General features: G+C 69.5%; 12 protein-coding genes. 6 read left to right on the top strand and 6 right to left on the bottom strand.

What is annotated here, in order from left to right:
* Window positions 1-127: 127 nt before the first annotated feature.
* Together IT355_05935 and IT355_05930 are read right to left on the bottom strand one after the other, a co-directional pair.
* The gene (locus tag IT355_05935; GenBank protein MCC7052788.1) at window positions 128-835 is read right to left on the bottom strand and encodes a PEP-CTERM sorting domain-containing protein; all 708 of its coding nucleotides are present in this window, start codon (window positions 833-835) and stop codon (window positions 128-130) included.
* 181 nt (window positions 836-1016) lie between these two features.
* The gene (locus IT355_05930) at window positions 1017-3092 is read right to left on the bottom strand and encodes a hypothetical protein (GenBank protein ID MCC7052787.1); all 2076 of its coding nucleotides are present in this window, start codon (window positions 3090-3092) and stop codon (window positions 1017-1019) included.
* Window positions 3093-3548: 456 nt separating this feature from the next.
* Between IT355_05930 and IT355_05925 the strand changes: the two genes are divergently transcribed.
* From IT355_05925 to IT355_05915, 3 genes are read left to right on the top strand one after another with little or no spacing between them, the layout of a single operon-like run.
* On the top strand, window positions 3549-5915 hold the full coding sequence (locus IT355_05925) for a CHAT domain-containing protein (GenBank protein MCC7052786.1): 2367 nt from the start codon (window positions 3549-3551) through the stop codon (window positions 5913-5915).
* Window positions 5912-6736 carry a hypothetical protein gene (locus IT355_05920; protein ID MCC7052785.1) on the top strand — a complete coding sequence of 275 codons (825 nt, stop codon included), beginning with the start codon at window positions 5912-5914 and terminating at the stop codon, window positions 6734-6736. Before IT355_05925 ends, IT355_05920 begins: the two co-directional genes overlap by 4 nt.
* Entirely contained in the window at window positions 6733-7938 is a 1206-nt protein-coding gene (locus tag IT355_05915) for a CHASE2 domain-containing protein (protein MCC7052784.1), read from the top strand. Before IT355_05920 ends, IT355_05915 begins: the two co-directional genes overlap by 4 nt.
* Before the next feature lie 114 nt (window positions 7939-8052).
* Here the strand turns inward: IT355_05915 and IT355_05910 are convergent, their stop codons facing one another.
* Complete coding sequence (locus IT355_05910) at window positions 8053-9465, bottom strand: radical SAM protein (protein MCC7052783.1); 1413 nt, start codon at window positions 9463-9465, stop codon at window positions 8053-8055.
* A 206-nt stretch (window positions 9466-9671) separates the two neighbouring features.
* The gene (locus tag IT355_05905; GenBank protein MCC7052782.1) at window positions 9672-10883 is read right to left on the bottom strand and encodes a hypothetical protein; all 1212 of its coding nucleotides are present in this window, start codon (window positions 10881-10883) and stop codon (window positions 9672-9674) included.
* A 328-nt stretch (window positions 10884-11211) separates the two neighbouring features.
* Here IT355_05905 and IT355_05900 point away from each other — a divergent pair, with 328 nt between their 5' ends.
* Window positions 11212-12252: an NAD(P)-dependent oxidoreductase gene (locus IT355_05900; protein MCC7052781.1), complete on the top strand. Its 1041-nt coding sequence runs from the start codon at window positions 11212-11214 to the stop codon at window positions 12250-12252.
* 118 nt (window positions 12253-12370) lie between these two features.
* Here IT355_05900 and IT355_05895 read toward each other — a convergent pair whose 3' ends face one another.
* Window positions 12371-12715, bottom strand: coding sequence for a DMT family protein (locus tag IT355_05895; GenBank protein MCC7052780.1), 345 nt, complete (start codon window positions 12713-12715; stop codon window positions 12371-12373).
* Between the two features lie 208 nt (window positions 12716-12923).
* Here IT355_05895 and IT355_05890 point away from each other — a divergent pair, with 208 nt between their 5' ends.
* Complete coding sequence (locus IT355_05890) at window positions 12924-13889, top strand: dihydrodipicolinate synthase family protein (protein MCC7052779.1); 966 nt, start codon at window positions 12924-12926, stop codon at window positions 13887-13889.
* 31 nt (window positions 13890-13920) lie between these two features.
* On the opposite strand, the gene IT355_05885 is transcribed toward IT355_05890, so the two are convergent.
* Window positions 13921-14346, bottom strand: a complete 426-nt coding sequence (locus tag IT355_05885; protein MCC7052778.1) for a hypothetical protein — start codon at window positions 14344-14346, stop codon at window positions 13921-13923.
* Window positions 14347-14544: 198 nt separating this feature from the next.
* Between IT355_05885 and IT355_05880 the strand changes: the two genes are divergently transcribed.
* Window positions 14545-16995, top strand: coding sequence for a zinc-dependent metalloprotease (locus IT355_05880; GenBank protein MCC7052777.1), 2451 nt, complete (start codon window positions 14545-14547; stop codon window positions 16993-16995).
* Window positions 16996-17049: the final 54 nt, after the last annotated feature.

Genomic DNA, 17049 nt, shown 5'->3' with positions numbered 1-17049 from the left:
TCAGAGAGCGTCACCCCGTCGTGCCGCCCACACCGGATGCGCAACGGGCGCACTCTCTAGCGATCACGCTCGCCATGTTGCTTTGGCGCGTGACACTAGCCACGCCTCCCGTGCAGCCGCACACAACTCACATCGTGCGTCGCTTCTTCTGCCGCCACGCGACGCCCAGCATCGCCAGTCCCACCAGCTCCAGCGTGACCGTCGCCGGCTCGGGCACCACGCTCAACGCGCTGCCATTCACGGCCATTTCGCTCATCATCACCCAGGCGCTCGCCTTGTGCGTCACCTGGAACGTCAGTGAGGTCCCGCTCAGGTTCAGCGAAGTCAGGTCGAGGTCGATCAGGAACGGCGCCGAGCCCACAGGTGGAGTGACCGTGAACGAGAAGCCGCCCGTCATGTCCGTCCACGCCGCGTTCGCCGTGCCGCCGACGATCACACTCAGGGGCGGCTCGACGCCGCCGTACCCCGCCGCATGGTCCACCCACAGGCGGAGCCGCGTGAACAGGTAGCTCTGGCTGAAGAAGGTCGTGATGACTGGCACCGTGGCGGGATTCGACCCGATGTACCACCCCACATACTGCCCGGTGCCGGCAGAGTTGGACACCACATCCCAGCGGTCCGTCGCGATGACACCGTCCGTCAGCTTGCCCACCCCACCCTGCAGCAAGGCGTTGCTCACGGTCTGGCTGCTGCCGGTGGAATAGCCCGCATCCCAGTAGGCTGCGCTGCCAGTGCCGCCGTTGCGCATCGTGTAGGACTGCACGGAGAGTTGCGCGACGCCCGGCGTCGCCAGCACGCACGCGGCGGCAAGCGCAGGAAGAACTCGACGAAGCATGGGATACACCTCTTCTGGGTGGGGAGATCGGTGACACCAAGCCTGACCCACGATCGCGGCGCGATGTTCACGTCTGCGGGACTCGCGTGGACACACCATATGGCGGTGTCGTTAGTGCGCCGTTATCACCCCAGGCTCCACCCGCCGCACCCGCCCGCGGCAACCGCGGACCAGCCTTCGGTCACACCCCCACCTGCCCCCGGAGTGCCTCGAACCCGCGATGCTGCCGCAGCTCCGCCAGCGAGGGATCGATCGCCAGGTAGATCATCAGGCTGTTCCGCACCTGCACCTCCCGCGCCAGTGCAGAGAGCGCCGCCTCCGTGTCGCCAAGCTGTGCCAGCGTCAGCGCGACGTAGTAGCGTGCCGTTTCAACGCGCTCGGCGTCCCCGCCAAGCGCTGCCAGCTCGTCGCGCGCCACACCGGCATCACCCGCCCGCGCCGAGAGCATTGCGCTGAACGCCCGGAAACCGGGGTTGCCCTGCGCCAGTTCCACCAGCAGCCTCGCGTGTTCCCGCGCGACGTCGTGCTGGCCGTTCCAGGTCGCGAGGCTGCTCAGTGCCCAGTGCCCGAGTGGCAGGCTGGGTTCGAGTTCCAGCGACCCGCGCGCGTACGCCTCGCCGATCTCGCGGTCGAAGTACGATGCGCCCAGCGACGCGTACGCCAGCGAGACCGGCGACACCGGATCGAGCGCCACCAGCCGTGCGGCAGCCGTCAGTGCCGCCGCTGCCTGTCGGCGCGGCGAGCGCACATAAAGCAACTCCACGATCCACGCCTCGTGATCCGCCGGGTCCAGCTCGTGCGCCGTCAACGCCAGGCGCTCGGCCGCCTCGAAGTCCCACTCCCAGATCGACGCCACGGCCGCCCGTGCCGCATAGCCGGTGGCATAGTCCGGATCGATGTGGATCGCCCGGTCCAGCGCCGCACGCGCGCGGGTGAACGCACTCGCCGAATCGACGAGTCCATACAACGGCATCGTGAGCAGCGCCTGCCCCAGCCCGGCCCACGCCGGCGCGCTCTGGGGGTCACGCGCGGTGGCGTCGGTGAAGTGGGCCAGAGCCCGCTCGAGGTCTTTCGGTGTGCTCCGCCAGAGGTGATGGTTGCCGCGCATCACCGACAGCACCGCGGCCGGGTCGCTCCCCTCACGACGCATGCGCCGGACGCGCCGCGTCACCGCCGACGCCTTCGGCAGCGCGTCCGCCACGGCACGCCGCACGAGAGCCACCGCTGCCTGGAACTCACCAGACCCGAGGCCCATCTGGTCCGACCACAGGAGGCGTCCGTCGCGCGCGTGCATCTCGATGAACAACCGGAGCTCGCCCTGTGCACTGTCCAAGGTGCCGGACAGCACGGCCATGGCGTCCAGGCGCTCCGCAGCGAGCGCGATGTCCGCGGCGGTCGATTGCAGCTGGCGGAGGGAGGGCTGCGACACCCGTTCCACGTCCAGCCGCTCGTCGTCGAGCGCGATGCCGATGGCGGCCGCGAAGCCTTCCGCGATGGCGTCATTCCCGGGATCGCCCGTCAGGTTGAGCAGCGGGATCACCGCCACACGCAGTAGCCGGGCATCGCCACCGGCTTGGACACTGCCCGTTCCGGCCCGCAGGGCGTCGGCGAGCGACGCCGGGAACCCTGCCGGAGAGGGCCGCGCTGGCCGATGGACGGCAGCCTGCGACAGCAGCGCCATCAATCGCGAGGACGGCCGTTCCTCCGGTGTGTGCAACTCGGCGGCACGCCGAGCCCAGCGCAGGCATTCCCGGGCGTTGCCGGCTCGCTCGGCATCCTCGGCCAGTCGGTTGGCGGCGTCGATCACGGCACGCCGGCGGCGTTCCTGCTCGCTGCCAAGCCACGCCATGACCTCGTACGCGTCCGGCACGAAGAGGCCATGCAGCAGGTGTCCGCGATAGGCCGTCACCGCATCGGCATCCCGTCCGGCGCGGAGGGCGCGATCCAGGCGGACGAGGTCGCACTCCACCACGGCCTCGTTGAGCTGGACCGCGGTACCGCGGTTGAGGATGGCGTCCTCACCCAGGGCACGCCGGAGCACGTGCAGTGCCTGTCTCAGGCTGTTGCGCGCATGCTCCTCACTCGATTCCGGCCAGAATGTGCCGAGGATGACATCGCGCTGCTGCGGGCCGTTGTCCATGCGCGCCGCGAGGAAGGCCAGCAGGGCGAGACGCGTCGGCCGCGCGAGCAGCGACTGCCCCGCTCCAGCCGGGACGAACTCGACGCCGCCGAGGAGATGGATCGTATATCGGCTCATGGCACGGAATTGATACCAGTCGGTGCATCGGTGCCGCAATGCGCCGAACCTCGCCACCGGCCCACGATCGCGCGCCGGACCGGCAACGGACTGTCGGTGCCCGAACCGCCGTCATGGTGGCGTCCAGCTCGATAACGCGACGATAACGCACGGTCCGCTCCTTTGCCCTGGCACGCCGCCGACGGGCCCGTTCCCCTCGGCTTCATCACTGAGCTGGACCACCTCTCCGGGTCCGACATGCATGACACCTCCCTCCCTCCGCATCGCCGGACTCGCCGTCGATTCGCTTCCGCAGGCCGGCTGCGCACGGTGCTCGTGCTGCTCGGGGCATGTGCCACGGTGAACGTCGGTGCGACCGCCGCGCAGGAATCGAGGACCAGGCGGAGCGGCCGGAGCAGCGCCGCGACTCCAGCTGCGCCTGCGCCGCAGTCGCGCGCCGCCCGTGAGATCGTCCGGATGGAGGCCATCGATCAGATGCTCGCCAACGACGTGCACCTGCTGTTCCTGCACAGCGCGGCGAACGACCGTCGCAACGGCACACCGCTCGAGCGCTGGATCGACTCCTCGCTTGCGCGCTGCGAGCGACTCGGCTGCGGCACTGCCGTCGAGCTGCCGCTGAATCCGATCAACCGGGTTCGCTTTGAGGTGCTGACACGCACGTGCCTTCAGCCCGTTCGTCTCATGACCTCCGCGTGCCGTCAGCTGCTGGATCGCGGATCGGGCAGCGCATCCACCATGTCACTCGGTGTCCGGGCCGCGCACCGCCTTCTGACGACGGGCATGTTCGGCACTGCGAATGCCGCCGAGCCGCGTGGCATCCTGCGCCAGTACTCGCTCCGCCTCGCACCGGCCCCCGCCGTCACGCGGGCGCAGCTCTGGCAGCGCGCCGCACTCATGTCCGATGAGAACCGGGACGACTTCGCGCACTTCCGGGACCTGCTTGCCGGCGCGCTCGGGGAGGCCGGTGCTCCCAGTGCCGTCGTCGGGCAGGCCCGCGGCGCGATGGAGGTCGAGGAGCTGGGAATGTCGCTGGCGACGCAGGCACTGAAGCGCCGGGCAGCGCAGGCAGATTCACAGGGACTGAACATCGTGGTGCCCCCGGGCAGCACCGCCGAGCGCGTGCTGGCGGCCCGGGGCCTGACCATCGACCAGATCCGGATGCTGGAACAGACGATCGCGATGTTCGACGCGATGTCCTTCCGCTGGATCCGCTGGATGTTCACCGACGCGGGTGCGGTCGGAGCCCGGAGACCCGCAGACGCACGTGGCGCAGAGCGCGGGGCGGATGAGGGGACGCTGACTGACACGAACAGTGTCATCGTGCGCCAGATGATCTACCCGGTCGCGGCAAAGCTGACACGCCTCTCCGCGGAGCTGATGAACGTGGCATTGCTGCGCGCCATGTCCCGCGATGCCGCGATCGAGCTGTTGGAGTTCCAGACCGCGCTCTTCATGCGATACATCCTCGTGCGCTGCGGGCGCGAGGCGGCCTGTGTCACCGGCCTGTCCGAAATCGTGCGGTCGAGCAAGGGCATGCTGGCGATCGCCTACGGCACGGCGCTGCCGGCCTCGCGGACGATGCTCATGGAGCTCACGCCCGAGGAGGAGGAAGAGGGTGTCCGAGTGACCAGGCAGATCCTCAGGCGACTCTCCTCCGGCGGCAAGATCGATTCTGCCACCGTTGCGCCATTCGGCACGTTCTATCAGGGCGTCATGAGAAAGCAGGGTTCGCGGAAGGACGCGAACCTGCATCTCGAAGGCACGGCCCTGACAGACCGGGACGCCTTCATCGACATCTTCCGTGCGTCGCCCCTCGAGAAGGGCCAGCGGCGTTCCGTTTTCGCGATCATCTCCGTCGGCTCGAAACAGTTAGGGTTCGTCGAGCTCGGCACCGAGGCAGAGCTGTCAGCGCAGGTGGACCGCTGGCGCCAGGCTGCGAGCACGCGCGACAGCGCCGTGTGGGCGCAGGCAACTGCCTCGGCTGCCGCCGCGATCTGGGGCAGGCTCAAGTCGCAGATTCCCGCCACCGTGACGCGGATCCTGGTTGCCCCGGACAGCCGACTGCTGCACGCGAACCTCCCTTTGCTGGCTGCGGCGGCGGGCATCACCCAGGACGTCGGAGTCGTCCCGTCGTTCGCGCACCTCGTGTCGCGGCAGCGATCGGATGCGACGCCGAACAAGGCGCGCGGGTTCCTGCTCACTGGGCTGCAGTTCGGGAGTGGTCAGCGGTTCGCCCCGATCACCTTCCGGCCGTCGGTCGCGCAAGTACTCGCGGGCGCGCGTACCCCCGTGGATTCCGCGTGGGGTGGAAGTGCAGAGTGGGCCAGCGTGTCCCGCGACCTGCAGAAGAGCACGATCGGCATCCTCGTCACGCACGGCGGCGTGCCGATCGGGGACGATGATGCGCTCAGCGCCTACGTCACCCGTTCCACCATCGCGCTGTCCAACGCCAATGTGGACTCGGCGGCCCGGGTCAACGCGGCACAGTTCGCGCAGCTCGACCTTCGCCGCACCCCGCTGATGATGCTGATCGCCTGCCGGCTCGGCGACGGCGAGATTCTCGACGGCCAGGGTGTGCTTGGGTTCCCGCTCGCCCTCACTGCCGCCGGGGCGCAGGCGAGTGTCGTCTCCCTGTGGCCCGCCGACAACGGCGCCGCCACGGAGCTGTTCGTCGAGGCGTTCGTGGAGGCGGCCGTCTCCAGGCGCCTCCACTTCCAGCAGGCGTTGCGTGAGGCGCAGGAGGCAGTGAAGGCACAATACCCGGCGCCGACATCGTGGGCCGGGTGGACGGTGGTGGGGAATCCGTTCGGACGCCTGCCATGAGCACGGTGCGAAGGCTCGCATTCCTGCTGCTCTCCGGCGCAAGCATCGCCTCGGCGCAGCCGGATGTCTTCTCCCGCTACGTCATCACGTCCAGCGGCCGCTGGCGGCTGGACGGACGCCCACCGGCACGCATCGGCGATTTCGAGCCGTTGCAGCCGATGTCGGTCATCGAGCACGACTCCACCTCGCCCGCGAATCGCGATTCGCTGCTCCTGCGGCTGAGCGGGCGACTGCGGGTCGTATCCTGCGCACGCGGAGAGTGCGTGCGCCCTATCGCAATCCGCGTCCCGACCGCTCCGCTGAACCAGGGCACGACGACACGACGCGCACGCCATCCCCGGGACAGCGTCATCGTGCTGGAGATGATCCGGCACCAGGCCGCCCTGGCTGCGGATTTCGGCATCGTGGACGGATTGGGTGAACTCGTCGCCGGACGCAGCGACATCGGCCGGCTGTTGACTGGGGAGGCGCCCCGCGGACTGGTCGCGGTCCTGTGTCCCGTCCAGCAGGCCATCTGCATGCCGGACGGCGACTCGGTCCTCATTGCACCGATTACCGGGCGCCACGCGATCATCCAACCTGCCGTTTCTGGAGCATTCGTCGCGCACGTGTTCCGCACGCGGACGACGACCGATGGCACCCGGTACGAGTCGACCGGACTCCGACCCGCCGTCGTGGTGCTTGCCGGCGCCAGCCGTGCGCGTGGCATCGCGCGGGCGCTCGACAACCTGGACGGCGCCATGCACCGATGGCCGGACCCTCCCGTCCCCGGTGAGCGTGAGGCGCTGCGGCGTGCAGTGCTCCTGACAGCGGAACCATGACGACGAGTCACGACAGTGCGTCGGCCGGTGCCGGCTGGCGTGCGCGCCTCACCTCGCTCCGGTGGACGAACATCGTCGCCTGCGCAGGCCTCGTAGTGCTGTCCGGTACCAGCAAGGGCATTCCTATCCTCGAACCCTGGTCGAACGCAGCGCTCGATGCTGCCGTCCGTCGTGCAACACCCGCAGAGACCGGCCGGGTTGCCGTCGTGCTGATCCGTGCTCGAAGCCGGGTCGACGCGCAGTTCGGATACCCGACGCGTGCCGAAAGGCTGTTCGAACTGGTACGTGCCGTGGATTCGGCGGGCCCAGAGGTGATCGGCGTCGACATCCTGACGCACGACCCCGGCCAATACAGGTCCTACAACGACCCGGCAACGTCGGCACCGACGGTTTGGGTCTGGATCGCTGACACGCGTGACACCTTGCTCATGCCCCTTGCGCCGATCGGTGGAAAGGGGCTCCTGCACGGCGAACTGGGGTTGTCACATACCGTCCGCGAGAGTGACGGCGTGCTACGCCGATACACGCCGTACGAACGGGCTGGGAACGAGACGTACGCAAGCTTTGCGCGGGCGATCGTGCGAACCGGCTGCGCGGAGCGCGCGCGCTCCGGCACCACGGACGAGGACAGGCGACGGTGCCGCTTCGCCCTTCCCGACAGCACTGCTGACCTCGTGGCAGTTGGCACCGCCGTGCACGACAGCATGGCCATCGACGCGTGGTCGCTGCTATTGGCGTTCTCGAATCGCGCGACCGATCCTGCGGCCTGGGATTCGATCTCGAAGCGGCTCCGCGGTCACATCGTCCTGATCGGTGGCGCGGATTCCGATGACGTCCATGCGACGGCCTCGGGGACGTCCGCCGGCGTCCTTCTTCAGTCGCAGCTTGTCACTGCAGAGCTTGGAAGATCGTTCTTCAGGCTGCCACGACCCTGGGTGTCGTATGCACTCAAGTTCCTGCTGGCCGGCGTCATCATGCTGTTGTACGCAGTCGTCTCGCCTGGGAGCGCAATGCTCGGAGTCTGCGCGATTGCCGCGGCCACCTTCTGGTACGCAGGCCTGCCACGCGCCAACGGCGGATACTGGGTGAACGTGGTGCCCTTGCTGGTGGGCGTGGTACTCGAACTGCTGCTCGAGTCTCACTTCGGGCATGCGATCAATCACTGGCTCCAGCGAATCGGAAGCGCCGTGACTGGTCGGTGAACAGCGTGGCCGACGTCCAGTGTGGCGCGCGATGAACTCTCCGTGCTTCCGCGACCTCCGCGGGAACACGGTTCACCATTCCCACCCGACACGAGCTCGCGCGGCGTGCACAGCCTAGCCCGCTCCAACGGCATCGCCAGCGTGCGCCAGCCCCGCGTAGTACGCATCCCGCCCCCCCAGCGCGTTCACCTGGCACATCGACGTCAGCACCCCGTTCACCGGCACCTGGAAGACACAGTGTGCCAGGCGCACCTGCCCATCCGGCGTCTGCAGCTCATCCGCACTCATGAAGTGGTGACTGACGATCACCAGCGGCTGCACCCGCAGGCGGCCGGCCAGCAGGTCGCGCAGCGCCCGCATGGGATGCCCCGCATCCAGCCGATCCAGCCAGTGGCGCACGTAGCCCGGCAACCGGCCCAGCACGAACCGCGGCGCCCGCAGCGCCATGCCCACGGCGCGCGCAAGCGCCGTCCGCCGCGTGTCGGTCTTGAAGCTCACCCCACCGAACCGCGCGAAGAACGCCACAACGGTTTCCGCCTGCGGGTCACCCTCGGCCGGACGCGCCGCATGGAACACCGGGGCCGCTCCGTCGCGCTGCGCCACCAGCCCGTGCAGGATCCGGTTACATGCCGGATGCCCGAACCACACCTGCGACCGCAGGAGCGCATCCGCCGCCGCGGCATCGCCGTGCGTGAGCGTCAGCGCCACCTGCTGCCAGAGCACGTCCGCACTCACCCCGCCACCGAACCCGTCCTCGGTGCGCCCCACCTGCGCGATGGGCTGGAAGCTGATCATGCGGAACACCGGCTGCCCACCCACCAGCCAGCGCAGGACGTCGGGCACGCCACCGAGGTTTTCACGCGTGACCGTCATCGTCGTTGCCGCACGCAGGCTGCGGCCGGTTGCCGCCTGGGCCGCCGACAGCAGCGCCACGAACTCGTCGCGCAGCGGATTGAGCGACGCCTCATCCGTCGCGTGCCGGTACGCCGCACCCACGCGCCCGCGCTGCGTGGTGTCCACGTGAATGCTCACCTCCGCCAGCCGCCCCTCGCGCAGGTACCGCTCCAGCAACCCGGGACGACGCCGGAACGAGTCCCCGTGCGTCATCAGCATCGGCACCAGCTCCAGCGAGTGCGCGTACTGCAGCAGCTGCACCACCTCGTGCGGCGGTCGCAGCGTGACCTCGCCATCGGTGAGCTGCAGGTTGCCATCGGGGCCGAGGACGGGCCGAAGCGCGCGCATCTGCGCCATGATCGCCTCCACCGGCTCGGCCGGGATGCGATTGGCGGCCTCGCCGAGGTAGCACCCGCGGCACGCAAAGCCACACCGCGGCATGGCCCCGATCGTGGCACCGCAGCCGTTACCCTGACGTCCGAGCATCTGTTGCGATGTGCGCAACTCCGGCGGCAGCAGCGCCCAGTTCGCGGCCAGCAGGGCGCGCGACTCCGCCCGCACGGGCTCGGCCAGGACTCGGAGGACGCGCCGTGTCGGCGGAGCGTGGTCGCGGTGTTCGGAGGATGTCGTCATGCGCGCAGCGGTTGGGGCGTGGATCCCTCCAGCCATTACGCGGCACGACCTGCCACCGGATCTGCGGCGCATCCGGAGACGATCACGTCATGATCTCGACCGCCACCGCCGTGCTGCAGCATCCAGGCCGCACGCGACGTGCCCGCAATCTCGACCCCTGTCCACCGGGAGGATCGCCACCGATCGCGATGGCCTCCACCGGTCAGTCACGGCACGGCATTCCCGCGTCCGGTGACACGCGTCGACACGAGTGTCCCCATGCGCCACTGGAGCACGGCCGTGTGCGTGTACGGCCCGATCCAGCGAAGGGCACAATACGTCATCACATCGGGGGTCGCCGACCCGACTGCCTGCGCTCCACGGGTCACACCGTTCGCCCAGCTCCACACGTCGTGCCCGAAGCCGCCGATGGCACCGTCGCCGCTCGGATAGAGCGAGTCGATCGGGGCGACCGTCCCGCATCCCGGGGTGTGGGAGCGTCCAAGGTTGTGCCCCAGTTCGTGCGCCAGCGTCTGCTGGGCGAACTGGGCATCGATGTTCTCGCCGATTCCGAATCCTGCGCCGCTGCGCGACGCCTCCCCGGTGCTCGCCGGCGCCGCCGGAATGAACCCGAAGCCGCCGTACACCGCACTGCGGTACCCGCGAGGCCACGACAGCACGCCGTACCAGAACTCGTCGCTGGGCCCGCTGGCGGTGCGCGCACGATCGACATCGGCGAGGACGGCGTCCCAGAACCCACGATCCCCCCCACCCGGTGGCGCGCCGAAGAACGCGGCCGTGACCACCGGAGCACCAACCGTCACGGTGAACGCACTGTCCGGAAAGAGCTGTCGCGCCAGTCGGACGTACAGCTCCGCATTGGCGGCATCCACGACACCCGCCGCGCTGTCGTGTCGCGCCAGCACCACGGGAACCAGGCGCAGCCGGATCGGCGGCAGCGAGATGACCCGCAGCCGCTCGGGTGCTGACACGGGCAGCCGGTTGTCCGCTCGCGTCGAGTCGGCCTGCCGCTGGCGCGGGTCGAGGTCGACCTGCCACGAGACATCGGCTGAGACGAGTCGCGACGGGACCAGGAACTCGGCGCTCGCCGCAGACAACGACGCTGTCGGACCGAGCACACCGCCGGTCCGTGCAGTGTCGACGTGGATCTGCGTGCCGCCGCGAAACAGCCGCAGCACCACCTCGACTTCGTCCACGGTTTCCACGCTGCGCACCACCAGCACCTTTGCCGCCACAGGCGCCCCGGCCACCAGTGGCAGCGTCCCGTCGACGTCCTGCGTCACCTGCGTGAAGACGACCTGGGCCAGCCGCAGGTTCGGTGGCGCAGCGGAGGGTGCGACCGGCTTCGCGTCGCGACTGCAGGCAACCAGCCCCGCAATACCGGCCCAGCGCAGTGGGCGCCGCCATCGGATCCGCATGCGCGGATTCTAGTGGATCGGAAACGAGTTGGGCGAGCATGACGGGCGTCGTGGCGCCCAGCCGCCAAGGCGGAAACCGCAGCAATACCAGCGGCATTCCGAGCATTTCCAACGTCGGCGGGTGGGATGTCGCGGCGTCCGACTGCATCCCGAACTTCGTTTCCAGTCCACTGGCAGTGCGCCACCAGCGATGCAGCCCGTATTCTCGGTCAGCGCGGTGGTGCGGCCGCCGTGCGGACCGATGTGAGTGCAGGGTCACGATCCGCGTCGTGGTGCGACGTCACCGACAAGGCCGTTGACGGGAGGTGCACGAGACGGATCTTTGAGCATGCGCCCCCCCGCAACCCCCGCCGCGCTCGACGACACCCTGAGCACCCCGCCTGCGGCACTCGTCCGCGCCCTGGCGGCAATCGACGGCTCCCTGGTCGTCCTCGGTGCCGGTGGCAAGATGGGCCCGTCGCTCACACGCATGGCCCGCCGCGCGCTCGACCTCGCGGATGGCGCACATCGTCGTCGCGAGGTCTACGCCGTCTCGCGCTGGTCGGATGCACACGCGGCGGCACAGCTGGCCTGCGCCGGTGTGCAGGTCATCACGGCGGACCTCACGGACCGTGTCGCCGTCGGCCGGTTGCCGCTGGTGCCGAACGTGATCTTCATGGCCGGACAGAAGTTCGGCAGCGGCAACGATCCCGTGCAGACATGGGAGATGAATGCCGTGGTCCCGGCCTGGTGCTGCGAGCACTACGCCGGTGCACGACAGGTGATCTTCTCCACCGGCAACGTCTATCCGCTCACGCCCGCGGCGGGCCACGGCGCCGCCGAGACCACCACCCCCGGACCGGTGGGTGAGTACGCGATGAGTTGCCTCGCCCGTGAGCGCATCGCGGGTGCACTCGGTGACCGGCACCGCTCCCCCGTCGCGCTGCTGCGGCTGAACTATGCCTGTGCCCTCACCTACGGCGTGCTCACCGACCTCGCGGTGAAGGTGCGCGACGGACTGCCGGTGGACGTCACGATGGGCGCGGTGAACGTGATCTGGCAGGGCGACGCCAACGCCATCGCGCTCCGTCTCCTGGCGCACTGCGACACCCCCGCCGTGCCCGTCAACGTCACCGGCGCCGAAACCCTCCGCGTCCGCGACCTCGCCACCGCACTCGGTGCACGGCTCGGCCGCGAGCCTGTCCTCACCGGCACCGAGGCGCCCGACGCGCTGCTCTCCGATGCCCGTGCGCTGGCGTCACGCCTCGAAGGTGATCTCCACCTCATGCCGCTCGACACACTCCTCGACTGGACCGCCGACTGGGTGCGCGAACGCCGGCCGCTGCTCGGCAAGGCGACGAAGTTCGAGGTCCGTGACGGGCGCTTCTAGCACGAGAAGCGGGCGTCGGTGTCGCGCGATGCAGCGTCGACGTCTGTCGCGCACAGGGCCCTCCGCTTCCCCGCGCCTCCGCGTGCACCCTGTTGACGGTCTCCGACCGCAGCCGACGTCACGCACCACGAAACACGAAGTACACCGCGCCCAGGATGCACAACGCCGCCCACAGGTAGTCCAGCCGGAGCGGCTGCTTCATGTAGTACACCGCGAACGGCACGAACACCGTCAGCGTGATCACCTCCTGCACGATCTTGAGCTGCCCCAGCGAGAGCACCGTCGCGCCGGTGCGGTTGGCCGGGACCTGGAGCAGGTATTCGAAGAGCGCGATGCCCCAGCTCACCAGCGCGGCCACGTACCACGGCTTGTCGGCGAGGTTCTTCAGGTGGGCGTACCAGGCGAACGTCATGAAGACGTTGGAGCAGCCGAGGAGCAGGACGAAGCGCAGGAGCGGTGACATGGTGCGGGATCGGGGGCCGGGGCGAACCACGGGTTCGTGTCACGGCCCGTCCTGGGCCTGACATTCCGGTTATCGTAATGGTGACGGGCCACCCCGCATTCCTGTGCCCGCTTCCTGCAGCCGGAGCCCAGCCGTGAACGTTCGCCAGCATCTTCTCGCCGGGCAGGTGATCCCGGCGCATCCGCTGGCGCTGACCCCGGCGCGGACGATGGACGAACGGGCGCAGCGGGCGCTGACGCGGTACTACATGGCGGCCGGCGCCGGCGGCATCGCCGTGGGTGTGCACACCACCCAGTTCGCGATCCGGCGCGTGGGGCTCTACCACCCCGTCCTGCAGCTCGCGAAGGAGACGGCGGCGGCCATGCTGCAGGCCAGCCCACGCCCCTTCGTCACCATCGCGGGCGTGATCGGCGAGACGGCGCAGGCCGTGAGTGAGGCCGCGATCGCCCAGAACCTCGGCTACGACGCCGCGTTGCTGTCACTCGGCGGGCTGGACTCGCTCGACGAGCGGGCGCTGATCGCGCACTGCCGGGCCGTGGCCGACGTGCTGCCGATCGTGGGCTTCTACCTGCAGCCGGCGGTGGGCGGACGCGTGCTGTCGTACCGCTTCTGGCGCGAGCTGGCCGAGGTGCCGCAGTTGATCGCGGTGAAGATCGCGCCCTTCGACCGGTACCGGACCATCGATGTCGTGCGGGCGATCGCCGGCGCGGGGCGCGACGACGTGGCGCTCTACACCGGCAACGACGACGCCATCGTGGCCGACCTGACGACCCCGTTCCCCGTGCGTCGCCACGGCCGGACCGATACGGCGCGCATCGTGGGCGGGCTCCTGGGACAGTGGGCGGTCTGGACCCGCCGCGCGGTGGAGCTGCTGGCCCGGATCAAGGCGCTGGGCGATTCGCCGCTGGCACCGAGCCTCCTGACAGAGGGTGCCGAGCTGACGGATGCCAACGGGGCGATCTTCGACTCGCTGCACCGGTACGCCGGGTGCATTCCCGGGATCCACGAGGTCTTGCGGCGTCAGGGCCTGTTGCGGGGCACGTGGACGCTGGACCCGCGAGAACAGCTCAGTCCGCGACAGACTGACGAGCTGGACCGCGTGATGACATCGTACCCGTGGCTGACGGACGATGCATTCGTTGCGGAGCATCGTGACGCGTGGCTGACGCCTTGATGGCTCGATAGCGCTGGAAATTTCTTCGGCTTCAGTCGCTGTGCAGTACCCGGTCACGCAGCGCCCGCCACCGCCGCAGCGCCGGCCAGGCATCGTCCAGCGAGAGCTGCGACGTCTCGAGCAGCCCCTCGATCACCGCCACCCGCAGCGCCGCGTCCTCGGCATCGTGCTCCTGCGTCGGTTCATCGAGCATCGTGAGCGGATCGGGCGGCACCAGCAGGCCGGTACGGATGAGCTCGCGCATGGCCCGCGGCGCCGCGCTCTCCAGCCACGGCGCCACCACGTACCGTCGGTCGTCGGTCAGCAGCAATACCACCTCGCCGAACCGCGCATCCTGTCCCAGCCACACCCGGTCGCCGCGGTGCGTGCACCGTGCCCGGAACGGCCGGGCGCCGATGTGAAAGAGGGTGCCGGTCGGGACCGACTCGGGCACGGCGGCGAAGCGAAGTGGCGTCATGCGCCAGAGTGTCGAGCGCACATGAGCTGGAGATAACAATTGGTTCCGTTTAACGAGCTCTGCCACACACGGCAGTGGTCGGGCAGCCCGCCAGCTCGCGCCCGACGCGCACAGGACCGCGGCGCTATCGTGCACGCAACGGGCGTTCACCGGGGGACGTACTCCGGGCGGAATCCCCACCCACACCCACGCCACCTCATGTCACGCTCCCTGCGCCTGCTTCTCGCCTCGTCCCTGCTCGGTGTCGCCCCGCTGCTGGCGCAGGGCACACCGCCGGCACTGCCCGCCGCCGCCGGCCTTCCCGGGATCGCCGCGAAGACCGCAGGCATGGTGAAGCGCGACGGCCTCTTCCCGCTCTACTGGGACGAGCGCACCGGCAAGCTGTTCCTCGAGATCCCGCAGATGGACCAGGAGTTCATCTACTTCACGTCGCTGCCGTGGGGCGTGGGCTCGAACGACATCGGCCTCGATCGCAACCAGCTCGGTCGCGAGCGGCTGGTGGTGTTCCAGCGCAGCGGGCCGCGGGTGCTGCTGATCGAGAAGAACACGAACTTCCGCGGCGTCTCGAGCGATGCCAACGAGGCCCGCGGCGTGGAGGAGAGCTTCGCCCGCAGCGCCATCTTCGGCTTCACTGTCGAGGCCCAGGATGGCATGCGCGTGCTGGTGGATGCCACCGAGTTCGCCGTGCGCGACGCGCACGACGCGGTCGGTGCACTCCGCCGCTCGCAGCAGGGCACCTTCACGCTCGACCGCTCGCGCAGCGCGCTCTACATGCCTCACACGAAGGCATTCCCGCGCAACACCGAGATCGAGGTCACGCTGACGCTCGCCGGCAGCAACCCCGGTCGCTACGTGCGCGACGTGACGCCGAACCCCGAGGCCATCACCATCCGCGAGCGCCACAGCCTGGTCGCGCTGCCGGAGCCGGGGTTCAGGATGCGCGCCGCCGATCCGCGTTCGGCCTTCTTCGGCATCAGCTACCAGGACTACGCGCAACCGCTCGGTGGTGACTTCGTCCAGCGCTTCGCCTCGCGGCACCGCATCGAGAAGAAGAACCCCGGCGCGGCCCGCAGCGAGCCGGTCAAGCCGATCATCTACTACGTCGACAACACCGCGCCGGAACCCATCCGCACCGCGCTGGTGGAAGGCACCCGGTGGTGGAACCAGGCCTTCGAGGCCGCGGGGTTCATCAACGGCTTCCAGGTGCAGGTGCTGCCCGACTCCATCGACCCGCTCGACGTGCGCTACAACGTGATCGAGTACGCGCACCGCGCCACCCGCGGCTGGAGCTACGGCGGCGCCGTGACCGACCCGCGCACCGGCGAGATGATGAAGGGTCACGTGATCCTCGGCTCGCTCCGCGCACGCCAGGACTTCCTCATCGGCGAGGGCCTCGACCAGCCCTACACCACCGGCACCGAGAAGGCCGATCGCGTGCAGCAGATGGTGCTGGCGCGCATCCGGCAGCTCGCCGCACACGAGGTGGGGCACACGCTGGGCATGGCGCACAACTACATCAGCAGCGCACAGGGCAACGCCAGCGTGATGGACTACCCGCACCCCATGATCTCGCTCCGGCCCGACGGCACCATCGACGTCACCAGGGCCTACGAGACGGGCATCGGCGAGTGGGACAAGGTCGCCGTGACCTGGGGCTACGGCCAGTTCACCGGTGACGAGACGAAGGCGCTCGACAGCGTGCTGGTGGCCGCCCGCGGCCGCGGGCTGACCTTCCTCACCGACCAGGACGCCCGCCCCGTCAGCAGCGCACACCCGAACACGCACCTCTGGGACAACGGCGCCGACGCCGTGACGGAGCTGAAGCGGATGATGACCGTCCGCGCGCGCGCACTGCAGCGCTTCGGCGAGGCTGCCGTCCGGCGCGGTGCCCCGCTGGCCACGATGGAGGACGTGCTGGTGCCGGTGTACCTGCACCACCGCTACCAGCTCGAGGCCGCGATCAAGGTGGTGGGGGGCGTGACGTATGCCTACAACCTCCGTGGTGACGGGCTGGCTGGCCCGGTGTCCGTGCCGGCCGCACAGCAGCAGGTCGCCATCGACGCCATCGCCGAGGTCCTCGCGCCAGCCAACCTGGCGCTCCCGCGCGCGCTGCTCGCACAGCTCCCGCCGCGCCCGTTCCTGATCGACCCCACCCGCGAGCTCTTCGACCGCTGGACCGGCATGACGTTCGACCCGCTCGCGCCGGGCGCGACGATCGCGAACGTGACCTTCGACCTCCTGCTCGACCCGCAGCGCGCCGCGCGACTGGTGGCACAGCACGCCATCGACCCCACGCTGCCCGGCTTCGCCGACGTCCTGAAGCGCATCGAGGCGAAGATCTTCGCGGCCGGCAGCGCATCGGCCTATGACGCGACCCTGCAGCAGCTCGTGCAGCGCGCCTACGTCGACCACGTCCTGCAGCTCGCCGAGACGGCCGAGATGCCGCTGGTGCGCGCCGAGGCGCGTGCGACGCTGGTGTCCCTGCTGGGCACGTCGCTGCGTCCCGGCGTCACCAGCCGCAGCAGCGCCGCCGCCGAGCAGCTCGCCGCCGACATCCGCGGCTGGATGGCCGGCACCTACAAGCCGGCCGAGCGGAAGATGAAGCTCGACGTGCCGCCCGGCTCGCCGATCGGCACCATCGATCCGTAGTCCGCAAACAGCCTCACGCAAAGGCGCGAAGGACGCAAAGAAGGGCATGACGAA

The sequence above is a fragment of the Gemmatimonadaceae bacterium genome (assembly GCA_020851035.1).
Lineage (GTDB): Bacteria > Gemmatimonadota > Gemmatimonadetes > Gemmatimonadales > Gemmatimonadaceae > JACMLX01.
The sequence above is the reverse complement of the archived record's forward strand: the minus strand, read 5'-3'. Positions and strand labels throughout refer to the sequence as shown.

Coding starts and splice junctions, on each gene's coding strand:
- IT355_05920 (MCC7052785.1), top strand. CDS start 5,912: ATGAGCACGGTGCGAAGGCTCGCATTCCTGCTGCTCTCCGGCGCAAGC.
- IT355_05925 (MCC7052786.1), top strand. CDS start 3,549: ATGGAGGCCATCGATCAGATGCTCGCCAACGACGTGCACCTGCTGTTC.
- IT355_05880 (MCC7052777.1), top strand. CDS start 14,545: ATGTCACGCTCCCTGCGCCTGCTTCTCGCCTCGTCCCTGCTCGGTGTC.
- IT355_05930 (MCC7052787.1), bottom strand. CDS start 3,092: ATGAGCCGATATACGATCCATCTCCTCGGCGGCGTCGAGTTCGTCCCG.
- IT355_05905 (MCC7052782.1), bottom strand. CDS start 10,883: ATGCGGATCCGATGGCGGCGCCCACTGCGCTGGGCCGGTATTGCGGGG.
- IT355_05900 (MCC7052781.1), top strand. CDS start 11,212: ATGCGCCCCCCCGCAACCCCCGCCGCGCTCGACGACACCCTGAGCACC.
- IT355_05910 (MCC7052783.1), bottom strand. CDS start 9,465: ATGACGACATCCTCCGAACACCGCGACCACGCTCCGCCGACACGGCGC.
- IT355_05915 (MCC7052784.1), top strand. CDS start 6,733: ATGACGACGAGTCACGACAGTGCGTCGGCCGGTGCCGGCTGGCGTGCG.
- IT355_05885 (MCC7052778.1), bottom strand. CDS start 14,346: ATGACGCCACTTCGCTTCGCCGCCGTGCCCGAGTCGGTCCCGACCGGC.
- IT355_05895 (MCC7052780.1), bottom strand. CDS start 12,715: ATGTCACCGCTCCTGCGCTTCGTCCTGCTCCTCGGCTGCTCCAACGTC.
- IT355_05935 (MCC7052788.1), bottom strand. CDS start 835: ATGCTTCGTCGAGTTCTTCCTGCGCTTGCCGCCGCGTGCGTGCTGGCG.
- IT355_05890 (MCC7052779.1), top strand. CDS start 12,924: ATGGACGAACGGGCGCAGCGGGCGCTGACGCGGTACTACATGGCGGCC.